Raw genomic sequence first — 1,977 nt, forward strand, 5'->3', positions numbered from 1 at the left:
TCGTCGTGGTGGCCCACCTGCTCGGGATCGCGTTCATCATCTTCGGTGGGCTGCTGGTCCGGCGGCGGCGTTGGCTGCTCTGGCTGCATGTGCCCGCCGTCATCTGGGGCGTAACGATCATCACGATCGGGTTCACCTGTCCGCTGACCCCGCTGGAGAAGTATCTGCGACGGCTCGATGGTCAACCGGCCTACCAGGGCGGTTTCATCGATCATTACCTTGCGGGCGTCCTCTACCCGGACGATCTCACCTGGCTCGTCCGCTCGCTGGCCGCGCTGATCGTGGTCGTTGCCTACGTGCGCGTCTGCCTGGACCTGCACCGACGACGGTCCCGACCGACGGTGGACACCGGACCGGATCCGGCATCATCCGACCCCGGCCAGCGATGACCGTGATGACCGGCGGTGGGTCAGGCCGAGGCCGGCTACGACGTCACAGCACTGCGACACCACGGCACTACGACACCGCCACCGGCGCACCCCGAAATACCCCAGCGGGCACACCGCCTACGCTGGCGCCGCCCAGCCGGTGTTCGCGGGGCGGCACCGGGTGTCTCAACCGGCGGTGAACCAGTGGGACACGGCGTCGCCCGTCACGACTCGCACGGTCAGGATTACCGCGGCGACCGCGAGAAGCGGAACGACGACCCAGTGTTCGATCCTGCCGTCCGTCCGGGGAACCAGGACTGTCTCCATCCGCCAGGTGACCGGCCAGAGAAGAGGGCAGCCGCGCGGGGTCAGGCAGTCCCCGGCCAGGTGGGCGAGACAGCCCAGGGTGACCGCGTAGCCGGCGAAGCTCATGTCAATGCCGTGCATGAGAAAGACAGCGACCCCGGCGGTCACGCAGTCCATAACGGACGACCAGTGCTCGTGCTTCTCGAAGTCCAGGCCGAGCCCACGTAACCCGAAGCCCACGAGGACGAACAACGCGGCCCACCACCCATACTCGAAACGGGCAGCCAGCAGGCCCATGGCCACACCCATGCCGAGCGCGAAGAGGATCGAGTGGGTGGCGTGCCGGTGGCCACCGGCGGCCCTGCTGATCCACCTGCACATAACCCGGGTGACCGGCCCGAAGGTGTTGGCGATCCGACCGTGGGGATGGTCGATGTCGGGCAGAAGCGCCGCGCCCGCGGATACCACCGCGCCGGCGATCACCTGGGACGAGGACAAGGACACCGCGTGCGGGCCCAACCACTGCTCCCGGGACAGCAGGGGTGCGACGGCCAGCCAGACCACCGCCCCGCTCAGGGCGTGGGTCCGTCCCATCATGGCAGCTCAACCTCAATGATCAGCATCGTCAGACTGTATCCAGCCGATCCAGCCGCCGCGCGCCGAGCGACGTTCGGCTGTCCCGTGGCAAGCGGGCCCCGCGTGTGGTCCTAGACGAGTGATTCCTGAGGGCTAGACGAGTGATTCCTGAGGGTCAGTGATCGTAGGCGATCACTGAGCGGATCACGGGCGCGCCGGTCTTGTGGTTGTGCCAGAGCCCAGCGGCCATGGCCATGATCCGCTGGGCGACCCGGATCGCGATGCCCTCGTAGGGGCTCTGTTGCATCGACGGAGTCCGCTGTCCCGCGGCCGCCGATCGGTCATGATCGAGTGATGCGTCGACGGTGTGCCTGTCCACCGGTCCCGACATCGGAGTTCGCGGGGTTTCGGCCCCCACCCGAGGTGATCATCATCGCTGTCCGCTGGCACCTACGATACGCCCTGTCCTACCGGGATGTCGAGGAGCCGCTCGCCGAACACGGCCTCGACGTTGATCACGTCACGGTCTACCGGTGGGTGCGGCGCTTCACGCCCTTGCTGGTCGAGGCGGCTCGTCCGTGTCGGCACCGGCCCGGGGACAGGTGGTTCGTCGGTGAGACGTACGTGAAGGTCGCGGGCCGGTGGACGTATCTGTACCGGGCCGTTGACCAGCATGGCCAGGTCATCGACGTCCTCGCCAGCACCCGACGCGACCAGCTCGCTGCCC

3 protein-coding genes and 1 pseudogene are annotated in these 1,977 nt (G+C 67.8%); 2 read left to right on the forward strand and 2 right to left on the reverse strand.

Annotation, left to right across the window (positions count from 1 at the left end):
• Window positions 1-389 (forward strand): DUF2784 domain-containing protein (locus AC08ON_RS12085; protein ID WP_476616981.1); only part of this gene is annotated, 389 nt, incomplete at its 5' end.
• Between the two features lie 165 nt (window positions 390-554).
• Here AC08ON_RS12085 and AC08ON_RS12090 read toward each other — a convergent pair.
• Window positions 555-1,268, reverse strand: coding sequence for a metal-dependent hydrolase (locus tag AC08ON_RS12090; protein ID WP_476607456.1), 714 nt, complete (start codon window positions 1,266-1,268; stop codon window positions 555-557).
• 157 nt (window positions 1,269-1,425) lie between these two features.
• Window positions 1,426-1,539, reverse strand: a pseudogene (locus AC08ON_RS12095) (IS982 family transposase); the annotation flags it as partial.
• A 65-nt stretch (window positions 1,540-1,604) separates the two neighbouring features.
• On the opposite strand from AC08ON_RS12095, the gene AC08ON_RS12100 reads away from it, so the two are divergent.
• Window positions 1,605-1,977 (forward strand): IS6 family transposase (locus AC08ON_RS12100; RefSeq protein WP_476616982.1); only part of this gene is annotated, 373 nt, incomplete at its 3' end.

The organism is Frankia sp. CoWAU3, assembly GCF_977971855.1.